Origin of the sequence: Rhizobium sp. BK313 (assembly GCF_014193655.1) — a bacterium.
In the GTDB taxonomy this organism is placed as follows: Bacteria; Pseudomonadota; Alphaproteobacteria; order Rhizobiales; family Rhizobiaceae; genus Rhizobium.
This window is the reverse complement of sequence record NZ_JACHZQ010000001.1, coordinates 416,025-436,021: the sequence shown is the minus strand read 5'-3', so window position 1 is coordinate 436,021 and position 19,997 is coordinate 416,025. Positions and strand designations below refer to the sequence as shown.

15 protein-coding genes are annotated in these 19,997 nt (G+C 59.6%); 5 read left to right on the top strand and 10 right to left on the bottom strand.

The genetic code is table 11. The features are described from left to right. Window positions 1-133: 133 nt before the first annotated feature. The gene (locus tag FHT86_RS02030; protein WP_133705205.1) at window positions 134-1,981 is read left to right on the top strand and encodes an ABC transporter ATP-binding protein; all 1,848 of its coding nucleotides are present in this window, start codon (window positions 134-136) and stop codon (window positions 1,979-1,981) included. 74 nt (window positions 1,982-2,055) lie between these two features. Here the strand turns inward: FHT86_RS02030 and leuA are convergent, their stop codons facing one another. Together leuA and FHT86_RS02020 are read right to left on the bottom strand one after the other, a co-directional pair. Continuing rightward, window positions 2,056-3,768 carry a 2-isopropylmalate synthase gene (gene leuA, locus FHT86_RS02025; RefSeq protein WP_133705204.1) on the bottom strand — a complete coding sequence of 571 codons (1,713 nt, stop codon included), beginning with the start codon at window positions 3,766-3,768 and terminating at the stop codon, window positions 2,056-2,058. 331 nt (window positions 3,769-4,099) lie between these two features. Next, complete coding sequence (locus FHT86_RS02020; protein WP_133705203.1) at window positions 4,100-5,284, bottom strand: benzoate/H(+) symporter BenE family transporter; 1,185 nt, start codon at window positions 5,282-5,284, stop codon at window positions 4,100-4,102. Between the two features lie 343 nt (window positions 5,285-5,627). Here FHT86_RS02020 and FHT86_RS02015 point away from each other — a divergent pair, with 343 nt between their 5' ends. Next, window positions 5,628-6,011, top strand: a complete 384-nt coding sequence (locus tag FHT86_RS02015) for a YciI family protein (RefSeq protein WP_133705202.1) — start codon at window positions 5,628-5,630, stop codon at window positions 6,009-6,011. Between the two features lie 70 nt (window positions 6,012-6,081). On the opposite strand, the gene FHT86_RS02010 is transcribed toward FHT86_RS02015, so the two are convergent. Continuing rightward, a complete protein-coding gene (locus FHT86_RS02010) occupies window positions 6,082-6,669 on the bottom strand; it encodes an ATP-dependent Clp protease proteolytic subunit (protein WP_133705201.1) in 588 nt (195 codons plus the stop codon). A gap of 231 nt (window positions 6,670-6,900) precedes the next feature. Here FHT86_RS02010 and FHT86_RS02005 point away from each other — a divergent pair, with 231 nt between their 5' ends. Beyond that, entirely contained in the window at window positions 6,901-7,698 is a 798-nt protein-coding gene (locus FHT86_RS02005) for a DUF2076 domain-containing protein (RefSeq protein WP_133705200.1), read from the top strand. A 57-nt stretch (window positions 7,699-7,755) separates the two neighbouring features. On the opposite strand, the gene queF is transcribed toward FHT86_RS02005, so the two are convergent. Further along, window positions 7,756-8,220: a preQ(1) synthase gene (queF, locus tag FHT86_RS02000; protein ID WP_133705199.1), complete on the bottom strand. Its 465-nt coding sequence runs from the start codon at window positions 8,218-8,220 to the stop codon at window positions 7,756-7,758. A gap of 1 nt (window position 8,221) precedes the next feature. Further along, complete coding sequence (emfA, locus tag FHT86_RS01995) at window positions 8,222-9,136, bottom strand: CDF family cation efflux transporter EmfA (RefSeq protein WP_133705198.1); 915 nt, start codon at window positions 9,134-9,136, stop codon at window positions 8,222-8,224. Between the two features lie 410 nt (window positions 9,137-9,546). Between emfA and bluB the strand changes: the two genes are divergently transcribed. Next, a complete protein-coding gene (bluB, locus tag FHT86_RS01990) occupies window positions 9,547-10,293 on the top strand; it encodes a 5,6-dimethylbenzimidazole synthase (RefSeq protein ID WP_246779359.1) in 747 nt (248 codons plus the stop codon). A gap of 38 nt (window positions 10,294-10,331) precedes the next feature. Here bluB and FHT86_RS01985 read toward each other — a convergent pair whose 3' ends face one another. The 3 genes from FHT86_RS01985 to FHT86_RS01975 all read right to left on the bottom strand — a co-directional run bounded on the left by FHT86_RS01985 (window position 10,332) and on the right by FHT86_RS01975 (window position 14,114). Next, window positions 10,332-10,967 (bottom strand): glyoxalase superfamily protein, encoded by a 636-nt coding sequence (locus FHT86_RS01985; RefSeq protein WP_133705197.1) that lies wholly within the window; start codon window positions 10,965-10,967, stop codon window positions 10,332-10,334. Between the two features lie 118 nt (window positions 10,968-11,085). Next, complete coding sequence (locus FHT86_RS01980; RefSeq protein ID WP_312862253.1) at window positions 11,086-11,796, bottom strand: TIGR02117 family protein; 711 nt, start codon at window positions 11,794-11,796, stop codon at window positions 11,086-11,088. A 128-nt stretch (window positions 11,797-11,924) separates the two neighbouring features. Then, the gene (locus tag FHT86_RS01975; protein WP_133705195.1) at window positions 11,925-14,114 is read right to left on the bottom strand and encodes an anthranilate synthase; all 2,190 of its coding nucleotides are present in this window, start codon (window positions 14,112-14,114) and stop codon (window positions 11,925-11,927) included. Between the two features lie 357 nt (window positions 14,115-14,471). On the opposite strand from FHT86_RS01975, the gene FHT86_RS01970 reads away from it, so the two are divergent. Continuing rightward, window positions 14,472-15,635: an acyl-CoA dehydrogenase family protein gene (locus FHT86_RS01970; RefSeq protein WP_133705194.1), complete on the top strand. Its 1,164-nt coding sequence runs from the start codon at window positions 14,472-14,474 to the stop codon at window positions 15,633-15,635. 113 nt (window positions 15,636-15,748) lie between these two features. Here the strand turns inward: FHT86_RS01970 and FHT86_RS01965 are convergent, their stop codons facing one another. Next, entirely contained in the window at window positions 15,749-17,281 is a 1,533-nt protein-coding gene (locus FHT86_RS01965; protein WP_133705193.1) for an ABC-F family ATP-binding cassette domain-containing protein, read from the bottom strand. A 391-nt stretch (window positions 17,282-17,672) separates the two neighbouring features. Beyond that, on the bottom strand, window positions 17,673-19,895 hold the full coding sequence (locus FHT86_RS01960; RefSeq protein ID WP_133705192.1) for a TonB-dependent hemoglobin/transferrin/lactoferrin family receptor: 2,223 nt from the start codon (window positions 19,893-19,895) through the stop codon (window positions 17,673-17,675). Window positions 19,896-19,997 lie beyond the last annotated feature (102 nt).

The window sequence follows — 19,997 nt, the reverse complement described above, 5'->3', positions numbered from 1 at the left end:
CCAAGCGACTTCAATGGAGAGCGTTTGATGAGAACTCACGGCACAGGAAACCACCGCTGAAAAGCAGTGCCGTGACGGGCTGCCTGTTCAGCCCATCCATCAAATTGCCATCTCTCGCCCCTGGAGGGCACTCATGTTTCGTCGCTTTGAAAAGCTCGTCGATCCATTCCAACATTATGATGATCTGAACCCACCGCCGGATACATGGCGGTATCTTAAGCGCAACTTGCGCCCGTTCCGCTTCGTCATGGCAATGAGCCTTGCCCTGACCATCATCGGCGCTGCCATCGAAATCTGGCTCATCGGCTATACCAGTCAGCTCGTCGACATTCTGGCAGCCGCTCGGCCGGAGCAACTTTGGGCATCCCACGGCACCGAATTGCTGGCCGCCGCCGCCCTTGTGCTGATCGGACGGCCGCTCGCCGGCTATCTCAGGGAAAGCCTCGATGACATCGCGTTTCGGCCGAATGCCGAGACGCTCTTCCGATGGCGGGCCCATCGCCATGTTCTGCGGCAATCCGTAGGCTGGTTCCGCAAGGATTTTTCCGGGCGCATCGCCAGCCAGGTGCGCGACATCGGCAATTCCGCGACCGGGGCGGCCTATGCGGTATTGCACACGCTATCCTTCGTCACGATCTATGTTGCCGGATCGCTCTGGCTCATGGCCTCGATCGATCTGCGTCTCATCTGGCCATTGCTCATCTGGGTCTGCTGCTATCTGGGTTTGATGGCGTTTGTCATCCCGCGGCTGCGCAAGGCATCCGAGGAGTTTCAAGGCGCCTACGCCTCGCTCACGGGCATGCTGGTCGACACCTATGCCAATATCGACATCATCAAGCTTTTCGCCAACGCAGCCGAAGAAGACCGCGAAGGGCGGGAGCGCTTCGCTGCCGCCCGCAAGACATTCGTGCGAGTTCAGAAGCTCGAAGTCATGGTCAATTCCAGCATGCTGTTCCTGGGCAGCTTTCTGATCGTCGGGCTGGTCGGCTATGCCGTGATCCTGTGGCAGGCCGGCGGTGCACCGCTCGGTCTGATTGCGGCCTCGCTCGCCTTGAGCTTCCGCATCACCGGCATGGCCGAGTGGATGCTCGACGCCGTATCGTCGCTGTTCGGCCACCTCGGCGCGATGCGGCAATCGCTGCTGACCGTGGCGCAGCCGCTTGCCATTACGGATGAACTTGATGCCCGCCAACTCGTGGTCAATCGCGGCGCGATCAGCTTCAAAGAGGTGACGCATCACTACGGCAAGGGCAATGGCGGTCTGGACGGCGTTTCACTGCAGATCGCACCGGGCGAAAAAGTCGGCCTTGTCGGGCGCTCCGGCACCGGGAAGTCGACACTCGTCAATCTACTGCTGCGGTTCTTCGATCCGGAGGCGGGCTCCATCGAAATCGACGGACAGGATATCCGTGGGATCGTTCAGGAGAGCCTGCGCCGGCAGATCGGCATGGTGACCCAGGATGCTGCTCTGCTCCACCGCTCGGTTCGCGACAACCTCGCCCATGGCGACCCTCGGTTTTCCGAAAGCGCGATTGTGGCGGCAGCGGACAAGGCGGCAGCAAGCGGATTTATCGCCACCCTCCGAGATCACGAAGGTCGCATCGGCTACGACGCGCATGTCGGCGAACGCGGAGTCCAGCTATCAGGCGGACAAAGGCAACGCGTCGCGCTTGCCCGCGCCATCCTGAAGGACGCACCGATCCTCGTGCTCGATGAGGCAACGTCTGCGCTCGATTCGGAGGTGGAAGCCGCTATCCAGGATACGCTCTATCGCGTCATGGAGGGCAAGACTGTCATCGCGATTGCCCATCGCTTGTCGACCATCGCGCGCATGGATCGCATCGTCGTTCTCGATGAAGGGCGGATCATTGAGGACGGCACGCATGGCGAGCTGCTAACTCAAAACGGCATCTACGCCGCTTTGTGGGCGCGTCAATCCGGCGGCTTCATCGGCGACGACGATCCCATCATGGCCGAGTAAGCGCCGAACAAAACAAAAAATCCCCTCGACGATATCGAGGGGATTTTGTCTTCAGCGGACTATACGGCTGAAATTCAGCCCTTCTTGGCCTGGGTATCGAGCACACGGTTCGCCGCCGAGACGATCGCTTCGAGAGAAGCGGCAACGATGTTGGTGTTGATTCCGGCACCGAAGAGCTTGCCGCCGGGATGGGAGGTCTCGACATAGGAGATAGCCGAAGCATTGGAGCCATGCTGCAACGAATGCTCGGAATAATCCTCAACCGTCATCGGGATGCCGAGATAGATCGAGAGAGCATTGATGAAGCCATCGATCGGGCCGTTGCCACGGCCTTCGATGCGTTTCACCTCGCCATTGTCGGTAATTTCGGCGGCGACGACACGCTGTCCCTTATGCTCGGGATCGGCGAAGGTATGGTGATCGACGAAGCGGATGCGGGCGCCGGACTGGGTCACGTAACGCTCGATGAAGTGCTCGTAGATGCGCTTCGACGGCAGTTCCTTGCCTTCTTCGTCGGTGATGCGCTGGATCTCCTCGCGATATTCCACTTGGAGATTGCGCGGCAGGTTGAGCCCGTAGTCCTGCTGCATGATGTAGGCGATGCCGCCCTTCCCCGACTGCGAGTTGATGCGGATGATCGCCTCGTAGGTGCGGCCGACATCCTGCGGATCGATCGGCAGATACGGCACTTCCCAAACCGGATGGTTGGCGACCTTCGCCGCCTTCATGCCCTTGTTGATCGCATCCTGATGCGAACCCGAAAAGGCCGTGTAGACCAGTTCGCCGACGTAAGGGTGGCGTTCGCCGATCGCCATCTGGTTGGAATATTCGAAGACTTCCTTCATGCGCTCGATGTTGGAGCAATCAAGCTCGGGATCGACGCCCTGCGTGAACATGTTCAACGCCATGGTGACGACATCGACATTGCCGGTGCGCTCGCCATTGCCGAACAACGTGCCTTCGACGCGGTCGGCACCGGCCATCAGAGCCAATTCGGCAGCAGCGACACCTGTGCCGCGGTCATTGTGCGGATGCAGTGAGATGATCAGGTTTTCCCTGTTGTCGAGATTGCGGCACATCCATTCGATCTGGTCGGCATAGATGTTCGGCGTCGCCATTTCGACAGTGGACGGCAGGTTGATGATCAGCTTGTTGTCCGACGTCGGCTTCACAACCTCGATGACGGCGTTGCAGATTTCCAGCGCCACGTCCAGTTCGGTGCCGGTAAAGCTTTCCGGCGAATATTCGAAGCGGTAGCCGCCACCGGCCTTGGCCGCCATGTCGGTGATCATCTTGGCCGCATCGACGGCGATCTCCTTGATACCCTGCACATCCTTGGCGAACACCACGCGGCGCTGCAATTCGCTGGTGGAATTATAGAAATGTACGATCGGCTTATTAGCGCCTTCCAGGGCCTCGAAGGTGCGGGTGATCAGCTCCGGCCGGCACTGCACCAGGACCTGCAGCGATACGTCGTCAGGCACATTGCCATGCTCAATGCACCAGCGGGCGAAATCAAAGTCGGTCTGCGATGCCGAGGGGAAGCCGATCTCGATTTCCTTGAAACCCATTTCCAGCAACAGATGGAACATGCGGGCCTTGCGATCGTGACCCATCGGATCGACCAGCGCCTGATTGCCGTCGCGCAAGTCGACTGAACACCAGATTGGCGCCTTGGTGATGGTGTTGGAAGGCCAGGTGCGGTCGGGAATGCTGATCTGCGGATAAGCGCGGTATTTCACCGCTGCCTCGGGCATGCCTTTGGGGGAATGGCTGTTCGCGTCCATGGTTTCGTCTCTTCCTTTCCCGTCATTTGCCCCGCGTCTTAACCGATCGTGTGCGGCTTGGCGATGACAAATACGGACCCGCTACGGGGTATCCTGTCGATTTTGGGGATATGTCGCGAGGAGCGATGGCCGGGCGGGCTCTACGGCCGCCGAGCGCTCCTCAAAGGACCCGGCAACCGCGCGTAAGGCCGAGAAGGAGAAGCGAAGTAAGGGCGCGCGTATTGTCACGCAGGGCAACGCGCCCACGTGCAATCTGTTCGGAAATCTTTGCGCCAGTCGTCTTCATGGCCGCGCTTATAGCCGCGCCATAAAAAAGAAGCAACCCCTTTGCTCACCGTTTGAGCAACTGCACCCCATGCGACAGCGCCATCATCAATCCGCCGGCAATCAGGCCCCAGAACGCGCCAGAGATCCCAGCAAAGGAAACACCCGATGCCGTAACTAGGAAGGTGATCGCGGCGGCCTCGCGCGATTCTGCCTTTTGAAAAGCGTTCATGGCCGAGTTGGAAAGCGCGCCGACCAACGCCAGGCCGGCGACGGCTTCGATCAGGATCGGCGGCGCCAGCGCCACGAAGGCGGTGACCGCACCGGCAAGCAATCCGAGGACGATGTAAACGACCCCGGCCACGATTGCCGCCCAATAGCGCCGCTGCGGGTCGGCATGCGCATCCTGCCCAGCGCACATGGCGGCGGTGATCGCGGCGAGATTGACGGCATGGCCGCCGAACGGAGCGCTGAACACTGAAAACAGGCCGGTGACGGCAAAGAGCGGGCCGGGCTTTGGATCATAGTGATGGACCTTCAGCACCGCGATGCCCGGAATGTTCTGCGACGCCATGGTGACGATGAAGAGCGGTAGCGCGATGGAGACGAGGCCGGCGACGGTGAAGGCCGGTCTGACCAGTTCGACGCTCGGCATCAGCGAATGCTCCAGCGATGCCAGCGCGCCATCCGGCACCTTTACACCAAGCGCCAGCACCAGCGCGAATGCGGCGAGTGCCGCCGGTACTGCCCAGAGCCGTTTGAACGCCCCGACGACGATCCAGGCGATGATGATGGGCAAGCCGAGCAGCGGATTGAAAGCAATCGCCTTTACGGGCGCAAAGCAAAGCCCGAGCAGTACACCGGCAAGCATCGCGTTCGCCAACGGCGCCGGTATCGCCGCGACGGCGCGGCCGAGAGGCCGGAACAGGCCGGCAATCACGATCAGCACCGCACAGACGCAAAACGCACCAACCGCCGCGGGAAAACCGCCATCGATGGCACCCGCACTGGCCAGAAGTGCTGCCCCGGGCGTCGACCAGGCTATGCTGACCGGCAACTTCGTCGCGACACTGAGCAAGATGGCGCAAAGCCCCATCGAAATCGACAGGGCCGTCAACCCGGATGCAGCCTGCGCGTCCGTCGCACCGACCGCCTGCAACCCATGCAGCACGACTGCGAAGGAACTGGCAAAGCCGACAAAGGCGGTAAGGCAGCCCATAAACAAGCTTTGAACGGAAAAATCTTTGAGCATAACGGCGGCTGTAGACTCGTGAATGCGGTGGAAAGCGCATGGAGCATCACAAGCGGCGGTCGTGCAAGTGCAGTTTCGCGAAGAATGGAGCGGCGTCAGGCAAAGCATGCATCAGCGACGTGCGGAGAGGTGACTACGGGGCGCGCGGGGATCGGACAATCCACCCAACGGAGCGCCATTCTGGTGATGGGAAGGGTTGGACGGGGTTGCGCATCGACCATCAAACATGTGTCATGCACATCTCATACGGTTCTGAATTTCAACCGATCACCCTGGGCTCCCAGGGTAAGCTTGATAAAACTCGGCTGACTCAAATTGATGAATACATGAGGGGGAACGATCTATGTATTACGCCATCCTGGCCTATCACGAAGAGGAAGTAGTCGAATCCTGGACCAAGGAGGAGGATGCGGCCTTGATGACTGAGCTCCTCCAGGTGAATGATCGCCTGGTCCAGGAGAAGTCTTTGGGACCAGCCGCCCGGCTTGGCCCCACGCAACGCGCCGTGACGCTGCGAGGAAAGGGTGCGGGTATGGTCACGGACGGTCCCTTTGCTGAAACCAAGGAGCAATTGCTGGGCTTCTACGTTGTGGATTTTCCAACGCTTGAGGCAGCAGTTGCAGCAGCGCGCGACCTCCGTCGCGCCAATCCGACGGCAGTCTATGAAATCAGACCGATTTCGCTTTATCTACCCGGTGCGCCATTGGAATCCCGCGACGAGGACTAGCGACAACAAAAACGCCCTCGCCTGCCTTTCCGGCAAACGAGGGCGCTTTCAATAAGCAAAAGCCGCTAGATCAGATATCGGCGTGCGACGTCACGATCCGCGAAACCAGGCCATAAGCCTTGGCCTCTTCCGCAGACAGCCAATAATCACGATCCGTATCCTTGGCGATCTTTTCGATCGGCTGGCCGGTTGCTTCCGAGAAGATCCTGTTCAGGCGCTCGTTCATCTTGATGATCTCGCGAGCCTGGATTTCGATGTCGGATGCCATGCCGCGCGTGCCGCCGGACGGTTGGTGCAGCAGGAAGCGCGTGTTCGGCAGGCAAATACGGCGTTCCTTGGGAGCCGCGACGTAGATCAGCGCACCGGCGGAAGCGACCCAGCCGGAACCGATCATCCAAACCTTCGGCTTGATGAACTTGATCATGTCGTGAATGGAATCGCCGGATTCGACATGGCCGCCGGGCGAATTCACATAGATGCGGATATCTTCATCGCTGGCGGCGGCGAGTGCCACGAGCTGCGAGCAGACCTTCTGCGCCAGTTCCTGCGTAATGCCGCCATAGATGAAGATCGAGCGCGATTTGAAAAGATTCGCCTCCGCGTCCTTGCCCAACGGCAGCTCTTTCGTCTTTTCTTCCTGTTCGTCTTCGTCGTTCATTCGCAAGTCTCCAGCAGATGTGTCCTACCGCACATAGTGCGACTCAATGCGTAAAACAATGCCGGAAAAAGGCAAGGCGCGAATAGCCAGGGAAAGCTTGGCGTTATGGTTGCGGATTACCGAAATGTAACTTGAAGAGGCTTTGAAAAGCCGGAATTCCATCCTACGTCATTGGAGCGCGAGGAGAATCGCGCCCGAAATTTGCAGCAACAGATAGCCAAGGAGGCCATCATGTCGCCTGAAGAACGTCAATTGCTTGCGTCCCTCTTCGATCGCGTCCGCACTACGGGCAGCACCCAGCGCGATGCCGATGCGGAAGCCTTCATCAACCAGTCGGTTCGCGAGCAGCCTTATGCGCCCTATTTCCTCGCGCAAGCCGTGCTCATCCAGGAACAGGGCATGAAGGCCGCAGCCGACCGCATCCAGCAGCTTGAAGCGCGCGTGCACGAGCTGGAACAGCAAGGCGCCGATAATCATCCGCAGGCCCAGAGCGGCGGCTTTCTCGGCGGTCTGGGCTCGCTTTTCGGCGGCCAGCAGCAACCGCAGCGTGGCCCGGCGCCGCAAGCCGGTTACCCGCAACAGCAGGGCCGTCTCTATGACGATTACGCCCGCAATGCGCAGCCTCCCCAACCCGGCCCATGGGGCGGCCAGCAACAGCCGACCGGTCCCTGGAGCCAACAGGCCGCGGCTCCCTCGGCAGGCGGCAGCTTCCTGCGCGGCGCCCTCGGCACGGCGGCCGGCGTCGCCGGCGGTGTCATGCTGGCGGAATCGCTCTCCAGCCTATTCAGTCCCCATCTCGGCGGCACCAGCGCCGGTGGTCTCGGCGGTCTCTTCGGCGGCACTGCCAACGCAGCCGAACAGCCCGTTCAGGAAACGATCATCAACAACAATTATTTCGGCAACGACGGCAACGACCAGAACGATAATGGTCAGACAAATGTCGACTACGCGTCGAATGATCAGGACGACAACGACGATGACTATGACGACTCGTCCGACAATGGCGGCGACGACAGTTCGTTTGCTTGAAGCCAATTGTCTCTGATTGCAAAAAGCCGCCTCCCTCGGGATGGCGGCTTTTCTAACTCACCCACGCCCGCGATAGGGCTGTACGCCCTGATCCGGCAGCCAGACACCTTCCGGTGGCTTGCCGGTCTGCCAGAAGACGTCGATCGGGATACCGCCGCGGGGATACCAGTAGGCGCCGATCCTGAGCCATTTCGGCTCCAGCAGCTCGACCAGCCGCTTGGCGATATAGATCGAGCAATCCTCATGGAAAGCACCGTGGTTGCGGAAGGAATGCAGGAAGAGCTTCAGCGATTTCGATTCCACTAGCCATTCGTTCGGCACGTAGTCGATCACGATATGGGCAAAGTCCGGCTGCCCCGTCATCGGGCAGAGCGAGGTGAATTCCGGGGCGGTGAAGCGCACGACATAGTCCGTGCCGGCATGGCCGGAGGGCACCTTTTCAAGCACGGCTGATTCGGGGTTTGCGGCGGTTTCGGTCTGGCTACCGAGCATCGACAGGCCTGATACATCGGTTGTAGGCATCTTAATTCTCCTTGATCACTTTAACGCGGATGCCATGGGCCTTTTCGCCCTCGGGCTCCACATGAATGGTTATTTCCGCGCCCGCATGGATCGCCCGTATGGCGTCTTCAAGGCGGTCGCAGATGCGATGCGCCTCGCGGACTGGCATCGCCGCTGGCACAACGAGGTGGAAATCAACGAATGTGACGGCGCCTGCCCGGCGCGTCTTCAGATCGTGCACGCCGAGCGAACCCTCCGCATGCGTCGCGATCGCCGCCTTGATCACCGCTTCCTCTTCCGGCAGGACGGCCTTGTCCATCAGCCCGTCGATGGAATTGGAGATGACTTTCCAGCCTTGATAGAGAATGTTGATGGCGACGAGAATGGCAAGTACCGGGTCGAAAATCGGATAACCGGTGCCGATTGCCAACAACAGGCCAACGAGCACACCGACCGAGGTATAGACGTCGGACATGATATGCTGTCCGTCCGCCGTCAGTGCCGGCGAGCGATGTTCGCGTCCTGCTCGGATCAGCGTCAGTGCCCATAGGGCATTGATCACGCCGGCGGCAAAGTTGATAGTGAGGCCGAGCACGGGCGCCTGCATCGGTTGCGGGTTGCTCAAGTGCCCTACCGCCTCCTGCACGATCATCAGCGCGGCGACGATGATCATCGCACCTTCGGTGACGGCGGAGAGGTATTCCGCCTTATGGTGGCCGAAAGGATGATCGTGATCCGCCGGCTTCTGCGCATAGCGGATGACGAAGAAGGCGATAAAAGCGGCTACGACATTGACGAAGGATTCAAGACCGTCCGACAACAGCGCAACGGAGCCCGTCACCCACCAGGCGACCATCTTCAGCCCCATGACGCCGAGCGATAGCGGAATGCCCCAGAGGGCCAGCCGCCGTATCGTCTGGTTGCCCTGTTCGTTCATGCGTTTCTCCAATACGGATGCGCCCATGCTTATGCGAGTGAATTGCAAAAACTGCGCCATTCAAATGCAAAACCGCCCACGCGAAAATCGCGCGGGCGGTTCATTGGGCTCATATGATGCAGAACGCGCCGTTTGTCAAAGGACGGGTTGGACCTCGCGCATCACAATTTATCCGAAATATAGCAGTTAAACAAAGTTAAGAGGCCGCCGGACCAGCCTCACGCAAAGATCGACAATAGCCGGGTAGACATTCCACGACGATTGCGAACAGAACCTATGCTTGCCTGTGAAAATCATAGTGGCACCTTCCCGCGCAAGCGTACACTAAGCTATACATCAGCCCGGCACGGCCCAGCGAGCGGCATTCCGCCAATGAAACGTCGCCGCTCCCTCTAGATCCACGGTGGAACATGCCCTCCCTTGATGATCCCGTTCATCCGCACAATGTCCCTTCGGTCGCCGAGCTGTCGCCAAAGGAAACTGATCATCTGATAGCGGCATGCGCGTTTTCGGACGCGGAACGCGCCGCCGTCTACCGCGCCATCGAAACCCGCCGCGACGTACGCGATCAGTTCCGGTCTGACCCCCTGCCCGAAGATCTCGTCAGGCGGCTGCTCGAGGCGGCCCATCGCGCGCCATCCGTGGGCTTCATGCAGCCATGGAACTTTATCCTGGTCAGGCAGGCCGAAACGCGGGACCGGGTGTGGCAGGCGTTCAACCAGGCGAACGAAGAAGCCTCCCTGATGTTCGAAGGAGGACGACGCGCGCAATATCAGCGGCTAAAGCTGGAAGGTATCCGGAAGGCCCCGCTCAGCATTTGCATTACCTGCGATACGCAGCGCGGCGGGCCCGTTGTGCTTGGGCGGACGCACAATCCAGCGACAGACGTCTATTCGACGGTATGCGCCGTTCAAAATCTCTGGCTTGCAGCGCGTGCCGAAGGTGTAGGCGTTGGCTGGGTCAGCATTTTTCACGAGGACGCGATCAAGAACATCCTGAACATACCGGCGCATGTCAAAATCGTCGCATGGCTATGCGTCGGCTACGTCGACGAGCTCTACGACATGCCCGAACTTGCGGTGAAGGGATGGCGCGATCGCCTTCCGCTCGACAAGCTTGTCTTCGAGGAAGGCTGGCAGGATTGCGAGGACATGTAAGGGCCGCCGCTCTCCGCCGCCCTCGACAGGTCCAGGCGTCACGATCTGAACCCGACAAACGAGATCGCGTTGCCATCCGGGTCACGCACGTGAAAATCGGTGCCGCCCCATGCCTGCTTGGTAAGCGGCTGAGCGAACTCCACCCCCCTGGCCTTGAATTCCTCGAATAATCCCTGGACATTCGAAACTTCGATCGAGGCCAGGATCAATGACTTCTCCTTTACCGCAGCGGCCGCAAAATAGGGCTCATGGACGAGCCGCAAATGGATCCAAATACCGTCACGCGACACCGCCCCATAGAATGGTGGTGCACCATGCAGGAAATCCGCCACGAAGCCCAGCTTGTCCCTGAAAAAGGCCGCGCTGGCAGTCACATCCCGCACGAAAAGGATCGGCACGACACTTTTGAAAACCGGCGGTTCCGTTGGTGCGACCGGCGTCTTCAACGCATCCGCCGCAACGACCTTCAACTCGGCCCAATTCCTGTGACCCGCTTCGACCGCGACGATCTCCTGCGCCAACGTCAAAGGGAATTTCATAGCCAGTATCTCGCGATCCGTCAGCGACTTGAAACGGTCGAGTGTTCGAACTCTCCCGCCAATGGAATAGTCATGATCACGGTGCCAGCGCATCAGCAGCTTGGCTTGTTTGCGATAAGTATCGAGGGTTGGCATAGGTAGACTCCTGCTGAGGATAATCAGCGGGCAGGCCTAGCCCTTTCGGCCCCAATGCCGATGTGCCCCACAGGAACGCAGAAAGATTAGTTTACAACCTGCGGCAAGTCAAACCACCTCACGGCAGAGCATGACTTACAGCAAAACGCTCATCCTCATTATGCAGGCGCAGCGACCACCTCAGCATCCACGGCAACGCGGTCCAAAAACCGGAGGCCAGACCCGCCTGTCTCAACGCGGCGGCCGTCCAGGTATTGCATCCCATAAGCGCGTTGAAATAACCCCGCGCCTCGAAGAAGGCGTCGTTCTGTCCGTAATTGCTGCCAATCAGCGGGCTCGGCAGATTATCCGTCTGCTCGAAACTGCCGAGAACGAACCGTTTGAGTCGCTCCAGCCCCTCGGCATCGATACTGATCGCCATGACGCCCGGAGCATTCGCCGGAATTTCACCCGCCAGCTCAGCATGGATGACGGAACGGTCCAGAGTGAAGCTTTTCAGGACAGGGCCAGCCTTCAAATCAGCCCATGTCCTCGTCTCCGTATAGAAGCTCCGGCCGCCCCAGCCGAAAACGAGATAGCGCACGTTTGGATTGTCGAGATCAAGCCCGGCTGTCCGCAGGAGTGCGAAACGCGTTGTGAGATCGCGATCGACGGGTATGGCAATATCCGTGTGAATAGGATTGCTGAGCATAAGGATATGCTGCGAACGCTCGGCCTTTGCCGCCTGCCCGTCATGCCAGAGCGGCCGCGGTACGACGATGCTGAGACCAGCGATGGCTATGAATGCGAGCGCGGCGAAGAAAATGCTTTTGAATATCTTTGAAATCACCGACCGTAAGCCCCTACCGACATTAATTGTCTCTAGGGCTTGTTGGCTCTTTCAAGGCAAAAAACATCCCCATGCACTTTTTTCTTGTGCATGGGGATTATTCAAGCGCCAGTGGCTATGATATTGCGTCACGCCGCCTTCGTTTTCACCTTGCGCGCCAGATGCGCGACAACATTCTCGATCATCCGCATACCGGCATCGCCACCGAGCGTCATGATCGATTCCGGATGGAACTGAACCGCTGCAATCGGCTCCTTGACGTGTTCGATGCCCATGATCGTGCCGTCCTCGCTTTCGGCCGTAATCATGAAATCGCGCGGCAGGGTCGAGGGATCGGCGAAGATCGAGTGATAGCGGCCGACGGTGACTTCGCGGCCGAGACCAGAGAAGACCAGGCCCGGCTCCAGCACGCGGATGCGCGACGGCTTGCCGTGCATCGGCAATGCCAGATGGCGAAGCTCGCCACCATAGGCTTCCGCCAGTGCCTGCAGGCCGAGGCAGACGCCGAAGATCGGCAGGCCTCGCGCCCTCGCCTTCTTGATCGTCGCCTTGCAGTCGAAATCCTTCGGGTTGCCAGGTCCGGGCGACAGCACCACCAGATCCGGGTCCAACCGGTCGAAGACCTCTTCCGGCACGGGCGTGCGCACGGTCGAAACGGTCGCGCCCGTCTGGCGGAAATAGTTCGCCAGCGTGTGCACGAAACTGTCTTCATGGTCGATCAGTAGGATTTTTACGCCCTTGCCGACGGAAGCGACATCGCGCTGCTGCTTGCCGGAATTCGCAGCCTTGGCATCACGGATGGCGGAGAGCATGGCGGAGGCCTTCAGTTCGGTTTCGGCTTCTTCTTCCTCAGGGATCGAGTCGTTCAGCAATGTAGCGCCGGCGCGCACCTCGGCAATGCCGTCCTTGATGCGCACAGTGCGCAGCGTCAGGCCGGTGTTCATGTCGCCATTGAAACCCACCATGCCGATCGCCCCGCCATACCAGGCGCGCGGGCTCTTCTCATGGCTCTCGATGAAGCGCATCGCCCACAGCTTCGGCGCGCCGGTGACGGTGACAGCCCAAGCGTGGCTGAGGAAGCCGTCATAGGCATCCATATCATCGCGCAAGCGGCCCTCGATATGGTCGACCGTATGGATCAGCCGCGAGTACATTTCGATCTGCCGGCGGCCGATGACCTTCACCGAGCCCGGCTCGCAGACGCGGCTCTTGTCGTTACGGTCCACATCCGAACACATGGTCAGCTCGGACTCGTCCTTTTTCGAATTCAACAGCTTCAGAATCTGCTCGCTGTCGGCGATCGGATCGTCGCCGCGCTTGATCGTGCCGGAAATCGGGCAGGTTTCAATGCGCCGGCCGGAGACGCGAACGAACATCTCCGGCGAGGCACCGACCAGATATTCCTGATTGCCGAGATTAATGAAGAAGGAATAGGGCGACGGATTGATCGCCTTCAGCCGCTTGGAAATATCGGACGGCTTGCTCTCGCAGCGCTCCATGAATTTCTGGCCGGGCACCACTTCGAAGAGATCACCCTTGCGAAAGCTCTCCTTCGCCTTGACCACCAGTTCGGCATATTCGCCCGGGCGATGATCGCTCTTCGGCGGAATAGCATCGGTGTGGCGGAACGGCTCGGCGGCGATCTCGCCCGACTTGCCTTCCGTGGATACACCGCCCTTGGCGAAATCGTAACGATCGATCCAGGCCTTGGCGGAATAGTTGTCGACCACCAGGATTTCATCCGGCAGGTAAAGCACCATGTCGCGCTGATCGTCGGGACGCTTGAGCTTCAGATTGATGGCGTCGAACTGGAAGGCGAGATCGTAGCCGAAGGCACCATAGAAACCGATGCTGGCATCGGCCTGCGAATAGAAGAGGTCGGTCACCGCGCGCAGCACGGTGAACACCGTCGGCATCTTCGAGCGCTCTTCTTCTGTAAAGACGCGATCCGGCGTCTTCACCGTCAGGTCGAGCCGGCGGGCGGTCGATGCGCCAAGCGTCAGTTCCGGCACCGTCTTCAGTTTTTCAGCGATGAAAGTGAGAACGACCTCTCCGCGCTCGTTATAAGCTTCGATCCAGACGTCTCGGCCGAAACAGGACAAACCGAGCGGCGGATCGACGATGGCGGTATCCCAGCGGGTATAGCGGCCGGGATATTCATAGTTCGACGAAAACACCGCGCCGCGGCGCTCGTCGAGCTTGTCGATATAGGACGAAACCGCATCCGCATAAGGCGTCGGCCTGCGTTGTCGGGTGACGGTGATCCCGCCCTTCGTTTCGTAGATTTCCGCACCATCATCCCGAAGGATCGTTACCATTGTTCCTCACTCCGTTATCGGGCCCGGATGACAGGCGGCCTCAAAACAAAAAAGCCGCCTCGAAATCTCGGGCGGCTCACTCGTCGTCTTTGAACACGATTGGTCGAGGCCGCTTCAGCGAGCCCACCACCAAACTGCAATGTTGTTCAAGGACATATTCATGGGGGAATTGTTAGCTTCAGATGAGATGATGTGCAAGCGGGAATGTGATGCACCAGCCATTCATCATGTTTATTTGAAACTGCAAATGCAGCTCACAGTACCGAACTCGGCTAATCGCCATATTAGAAAACCCAAATTGCCAACAACCTCATTCATCCTTATTCTGCGGGCTTTGGCGGGTATTGGGGGGTCAGAATGGGTACGGGGGAAGCAACCGTAAAGGCTGCGGTCATAGACCGTGTTCGCGCTTTGGAATCGGTAGCCAATGACCATCGCGCTGAATTCGATCAGCTGCGTCGGATGCCGCCGGCGGTCATGCAAGCAATTATCGACAACGACCTGCTGCGGCTGTGGGCGCCGGCATCGGTGGGCGGCGCGGCGCTTTCCGCCCATGAATTGGTGGACGTAATCATTGCCGCGTCAGAGATCGAAGGGGCAATCGGCTGGATGCTGACGAATTCGGCCGCCGCCAGCCGCCTGGCCGCTTTCCTGCCGCCCCATTTCGCACATGCCTGGTTCGCTTCTCCACGCTCGCTCACGACTGTTTCCACTGCGGCGAGCGGGCGCGCCCTACCCGCTGACGGCGGATACAGGATAAGCGGCAGATGGCCGTTTTGCAGCAGCAGCCAGGAGGCGACACGCTTTTGCGGCCTCTGTGAAATTGTGACCCCGGAAAATTCAACCGATACGCCAGAGCTGATCTTTGTTCATCTGGATATCGACAGCGTGAAGATCGAAGACAATTGGCAGGTCTCGGGACTGCGTGGAACGGGAAGTTGTGACGTTGTCGTCGACGATGTCTTTGTCGAGGCAAACGGCGTTCATCCATTTGTCAATCCTGAGCCTCGTGAAGCCGGGTTGCTCTATCGCCTGCCAACCTTGTCGATTTTTCCGTTGACGGTGAGTATTGTGCCGCTTGGGCTCGCACGCGCGGCACTCAAAGAGTTTCGGAGCCTGGCAACAAAGCGGTCCCGTGCCGGATCAAGCCTGCCTCTGGCCGAGCGCGAATGGATCCAGTTCGAGATCGGCCGGGCGGAAGCCCATCAGCGAGGGGCCCATGCCTTCATTCTTAAAGCGCTCGATGAACTCACAAGCTCGATCGACAGCGCTCCAGAGCGATGGATCGAAGCACGGGTCAACTTTCGTCTAGCGCTGACCTATTCCGCCAATGCGTGTATCGAGGCGGTAAATATCATTGCCGCGTGCGCAGGCACGTCCGCGATCCAGGAAACGCATCGGATCGAACGTATAGGACGTGATATGGCCGCCGCCACAAAACATGTCGCCATGTCCGCGAACAACTATCTTGTTGCGGGCCGCGTGGCCCTCGGTCAACCGCCGGGCGTGTCGCGATTCTAAGGGGGACGTCCCCCGCTCACCTGCTCGCAGCTTGAGAGTGTCGGGGAAGCCAGGAAGATCGCCTATCCACTTGTCGCGGAGCTGAGATCCGGTTTCGGTTCGCGGCTCATCGGCTACAGCCGATCGCTTCTCATGCGTGCCCCCTCAAAAAACTCCTCCGGCCCATCCACTTCGACCAGCCGCTTTTTCTCAATCAGCCAGAAGCGATTCCCGATGGCGCGGACGAAGCTGCGGTCGTGGGAGACGAGCAGGCAGCTTGCCTCTTGCGCCATCAACTCGCCTTCCAGCGCCTCCTGCCCATCGATATCAAGATGGTTGGTCGGTTCGTCCAGCAGGTAGAAGTTGGGATCGGTCAATCGCAGCACCAGCATGGACAATCGCGCCCTCTGCCCGCCCGAGAGCCTGCCGATAGCGCGGCCCTGCATGTCGACACCCATACCAGCGCCCGCAAGCAGCGTGCGCGCCCGTTGTTCGCCGAGCTCGAACAGCCGCGTGATCACGCCGAGCGGGGTGTCGTCATGGCCGAGATTGGACAGCGCCTGATCGCTATATCCAAGCGCCAGCGATGGCGTGGCTTTGATCGCCCCCATGCTCGCCTGATCGAAAATGGCCTTGCGGATCATCTCCACAAGCCGCGTCTTGCCCGCGCCATTATGGCCAAGCAGGACGATGCGATCGCCCTGGCAGATCCAGCGTTTGCCAGTCTTGAACAGCAGTGTGCCATCCGGCGTTTCGACAGAAGCGTCGTCGAGCGTCACCAATATCTTGGCCTGGATGCCGCGATTGGCGAGCTTGATTGCGCCGGACGAACGCTCCTGATAGCCAGGCCGGGTGGTATCTTCCAGGCGTTCCGCACGCGCTTTGAGCTGCTTCGTCTTCACCGTCAGCAAGTCACTGCCGGAATTGATGCCGAGATTATTGAGCTTGGCCGCCTGCTTGCGCAGTTGCTGTGCCACCTTCATGTCCTTCTGGTAGCGCCTCTCGTCGGAGGCGTCGGCCTCATCGAGCGCCGCCCGCGCCCGGCTATACGGCAGGGAATAGGCCTGCGATTGCTCCTGCCGCAGGAACAGGGTGCGATTGGTGACAGCATCGAGAAAGGCGCGATCGTGGCTGCATATTACAATCGGCACGTCGCGGGGCAGAGCGTTCAGCCAATCTTCGAGCAGCGCGATCTTGGCGAGATCGAGATGGTTGGTCGGCTCGTCCAGCAGCAGCACGTCGGGTTCGGTCACCCAGATACGGGCAAGCATGGCAAGCCGCTGCCAACCACCGCTGAGCTCGGCAAGCACCCTCTCCCGCATCGCCTGCGGCACATCGAGCGAATCCAGCGTGACATCGACGCGCCAGCCCTCGCTCTCGGCCTGTTCCGCCGGCAGAGCGCGCAGAACCGCATCGTAGAAAGAGACATTCGCCAGATCGGCGGGTACATTCTGTTCGACGTAGCCGACCCGCAACCCGCGCGAGCGGGTAATGTCGCCCACCGTCGGCTCCAGCCTGCCGGCAATGCAATTGAGCAGGGTAGATTTTCCACGACCATTTGCGGCAACGACGCCGATGCGGTCGCCCGCGCCAACGGTGAAATTGAGATTGGAAACAAGCGGCACACCCAGAGTGACGCCGAAATTGCGGAGATTGATCAGAGTCATGGTCTTCTTCCGGTCTGAGCCGAGCACGGCCGCAACGCCCATCGGCGTGGTTATCGGCGGGAACTCGGTTGAATATCGTCACACAGCCACGCGAACAGAGGTTCGGCGCTGCGTTACCCAAAAGGGCAGACCAGAAGGAAATGAGTGAGTGACAGCCTCTGATCAGCCCTGCAAACGCATCTGCAGGGCATGAGTCGGACCGAACTGGCGATTACGCCAGACAAACGTCATCATGCGGTCCTCCTCTCTCAATAGGTTGCGCAACTTTGATAGCATTGAACGCTGCGATATACAATTGTTCGTCACCTGCTCGCATCGCACATAACTCACCGCAAAAAAAGGGCGATGCCGAAGCACCGCCCGCCCAATTTGCTGCACACGATGAGTTCGCTCAGAACTTCTGCGTCAGCGTCAGCTTGAAGGTTCGCCCCGGCTCCGAATAGAATTCGTGCGGCTGGGTCAGGCTCGTCGAGGCGACGTTGAGTGCGTCGTAGTAAGTCTTGTTGAAGATGTTGTAGACACCGGCGCGCAGCGTCAGGCCCTTCACCTGCTCCGGCTCCCACCATCCCGTCAGGTCGAAGATGCCGTAACCCGGCGTGCGGAAGCTGTCGCCATCCTTCTTCGGCTCGCTCGTCGCGGTGATTAAGGTCAGGTCCGTTCCCCAGATCTCGGTGGCATAGCCAATGGTGAAGGCAGCCTTTGCCGGAGCGACGGAGTCAAGCCATTCGCCGGTATCGGAGTCCTTGCCGTTGGCATAGGCGAGCGCACCCTTGATATGGATGCCGTTGTCGAACTTCTTGTGCGCGTTGACCTCGATGCCGAAGATGCGGACGTTGGCGCGGTTGAAATAATCGGTGATCCCCAGCGGATAGGTGCCTGTCGGATCTACGGACACTTCCGTATCGATGAAGTTCTTGTATTTGTTGTAGAACCCGCCGATATGGCCGCCGAAATCATCGTCGCCGAGGTTGGCGCCGATTTCGACGCCGTTGCTGGTCTCCGGCTTCAGGTCGGGATTGCCGTAGCTGACATAGCCGCCGGGTACGCCGTAGTTCAGATAGAGCTCGCTGACATTCGGCGCACGGAAGCCCATGGCCCATTGCGCATAAAGTTCGACATTATTTTGCGGCTGGTAGGCCGCGCGCAGCTTCGGCGAGAAACGGGTATCGGACTGTCCGGACGGCAAGGCGGTATAGTTGGCACTGTCGCGGTAGGCGTCGGTGTTTTCAGGCGAATAGTCGTACCAATCGAAGCGCAGGCCCGGCGTCAAAGAGAAGCCGCTGGAGCCAATCTCGATCTTGTCGTCGACGAAGGCGCCGACGCGCTTGCCGTCGACATCGGGCATATCAGACTGGTTGGTGTGCAGGAATGCGCAAGTCGCGCGCCAACGAGGAAGATCGCAGTTGTCGCCGCCGGCCGAATATTGATGCGTCTTGGTGAAGGCGACGTCGAGGCCGAAGGTAACGTTGTGATGCAGGCTGCCGGTGTCGAAGGCCTTCGACGCATTGCCGTTGAAGCCGATGCTGCGATCCTCGACCTCGTTCCGGCGCCAATAATCGCCGATAACGGAGGTATAACGATAACCCTCGGCACCGTTTTCGCGCATGAGGTTCTGCCAATAGAAGACCGCATTGGCGGTATCGACAAGCGAGTCGGCGCTGTCGGCCTCGTATTTATAGTCGAGCGACAGACGGTTGCGCTCGATACCATCGGTCTCATCGTAATTGCCGGGGCGGAAATTGCCCGTCGGGCTCTGCTTGCTGCGCCAGTCGGTATCCGTGTCCTTGTTGAAATGTTCAGCCGTGATGCCGAAGGTGCCGACATCCGTGTATTGGCGGATCTTGAAGAGGCCGTTGCGCTGGCTATAGTCGGCCGGATCGGCCTCAGTGCGCTTGGTGGAATAGCCGCCGACGTCACCGTTGTTTTGCAGCTCATGTCCATGCGTGTATCCGCCTTCGAAAAGGACGGCGGTATTGTCGATGCGCTTGGCAATTGCCGCCGAGCCGCCGAGGCTGCGGTCGTCGCCATTATAGCCGAGTTTGAAGACGCCGCCCCAGGTGGCGTTGGGGCCGATCAGGTCCTCCGGCTCCAGCGTGCGCAGCACGAAGGCGCCGCCAAGAGCACCGGAACCGGCACGGCTGGAATCGGCACCGCGCACAACGTCGACTGTCGATAGTGTATTGAAGTCGAAGCTGTTGACGCCGCCGTCCGCGTCGCGAGCGCCGTCGAGCAAGAACGGGATCTCGATGCCGTCGATCGTCGTCAGCACACGGTCGTTTTCGAGACCACGAATATTGATGCTGCCGCTGGTGCGGTCGAAGCCGACGCCGACTTCAGTGCTGCGGCCAAGGTCCTCGATACGGGAAATCTGATTGTCATCGATCTCCTTCGCCGTCGTCTCTGTGGTCGTCGGCGAGTCGGCAAGCACATCCTTCGATGCTTTCCCCTTGACGACGATCGGCTTCAGCTCCGTTACGCGGTCGCCCTTCGGCGCCGCTTTGTCTGCGGTCGCATCATTCTGATTTGCCGTCTGCGCATAAGACGACGTGCAAAGCCCCAGGGCCAAAAACGCAGTGCACGCCAAGAGAACCGAGCGGGATCGCCGGACAACCATAACCATTCCTTTCGAATTGCTTCACCGGGCTGGCTGGTTGGTGCTCTGACACACGCAAGGGGCTGGCTGGGTTCATTCCGTTGAACGAAGCGGAGCAATTTC

Coding starts and splice junctions, on each gene's coding strand:
- FHT86_RS02030 (WP_133705205.1), top strand. CDS start 134: ATGTTTCGTCGCTTTGAAAAGCTCGTCGATCCATTCCAACATTATGAT.
- leuA (WP_133705204.1), bottom strand. CDS start 3,768: ATGGACGCGAACAGCCATTCCCCCAAAGGCATGCCCGAGGCAGCGGTG.
- FHT86_RS02020 (WP_133705203.1), bottom strand. CDS start 5,284: ATGCTCAAAGATTTTTCCGTTCAAAGCTTGTTTATGGGCTGCCTTACC.
- FHT86_RS02015 (WP_133705202.1), top strand. CDS start 5,628: ATGTATTACGCCATCCTGGCCTATCACGAAGAGGAAGTAGTCGAATCC.
- FHT86_RS02010 (WP_133705201.1), bottom strand. CDS start 6,669: ATGAACGACGAAGACGAACAGGAAGAAAAGACGAAAGAGCTGCCGTTG.
- FHT86_RS02005 (WP_133705200.1), top strand. CDS start 6,901: ATGTCGCCTGAAGAACGTCAATTGCTTGCGTCCCTCTTCGATCGCGTC.
- queF (WP_133705199.1), bottom strand. CDS start 8,220: ATGCCTACAACCGATGTATCAGGCCTGTCGATGCTCGGTAGCCAGACC.
- emfA (WP_133705198.1), bottom strand. CDS start 9,136: ATGAACGAACAGGGCAACCAGACGATACGGCGGCTGGCCCTCTGGGGC.
- bluB (WP_246779359.1), top strand. CDS start 9,547: ATGCCCTCCCTTGATGATCCCGTTCATCCGCACAATGTCCCTTCGGTC.
- FHT86_RS01985 (WP_133705197.1), bottom strand. CDS start 10,967: ATGCCAACCCTCGATACTTATCGCAAACAAGCCAAGCTGCTGATGCGC.
- FHT86_RS01975 (WP_133705195.1), bottom strand. CDS start 14,114: ATGGTAACGATCCTTCGGGATGATGGTGCGGAAATCTACGAAACGAAG.
- FHT86_RS01970 (WP_133705194.1), top strand. CDS start 14,472: ATGGGTACGGGGGAAGCAACCGTAAAGGCTGCGGTCATAGACCGTGTT.
- FHT86_RS01965 (WP_133705193.1), bottom strand. CDS start 17,281: ATGACTCTGATCAATCTCCGCAATTTCGGCGTCACTCTGGGTGTGCCG.
- FHT86_RS01960 (WP_133705192.1), bottom strand. CDS start 19,895: ATGGTTGTCCGGCGATCCCGCTCGGTTCTCTTGGCGTGCACTGCGTTT.